The organism is Alkalihalophilus lindianensis (genome assembly GCF_032843265.1).
Lineage (GTDB): Bacteria > Bacillota > Bacilli > Bacillales > Bacillaceae_D > Alkalihalophilus > Alkalihalophilus lindianensis.
In genome coordinates this window covers 1-246 of the sequence record NZ_JAWJBA010000832.1, presented here as the reverse complement: position 1 = coordinate 246, position 246 = coordinate 1, and the positions used below count along the sequence as shown (strand labels likewise).

Annotated in this window: 1 protein-coding gene; it reads right to left on the bottom strand. The window is 66.7% G+C overall.

Annotation, left to right across the window (positions count from 1 at the left end):
- Positions 1 to 246: helix-hairpin-helix domain-containing protein (locus RYX56_RS24490; protein ID WP_317124405.1), on the bottom strand; the 246-nt coding region annotated here is incomplete at both ends.

Below are 246 nucleotides of genomic sequence, written 5' to 3'. Positions count from 1 at the left end.
CAGGAACGGGCCGTTCGCATCGCGGTGCTGCACGATGTTCTTCGCCAGCGTCGTCGACAGGCCGGCGACGCGGCTCAGCAGCGCTTCGCTGGCGGTGTTGAGGTCGACACCGACGTGGTTCACGCAGTCCTCGACCACGGCGTCGAGCGACTTCTGCAGCTGCGTCTGGTTGACGTCGTGCTGGTACTGGCCGACGCCGATCGCCTTCGGCTCGATCTTGACCAGCTCGGCCAGCGGATCCTGCAG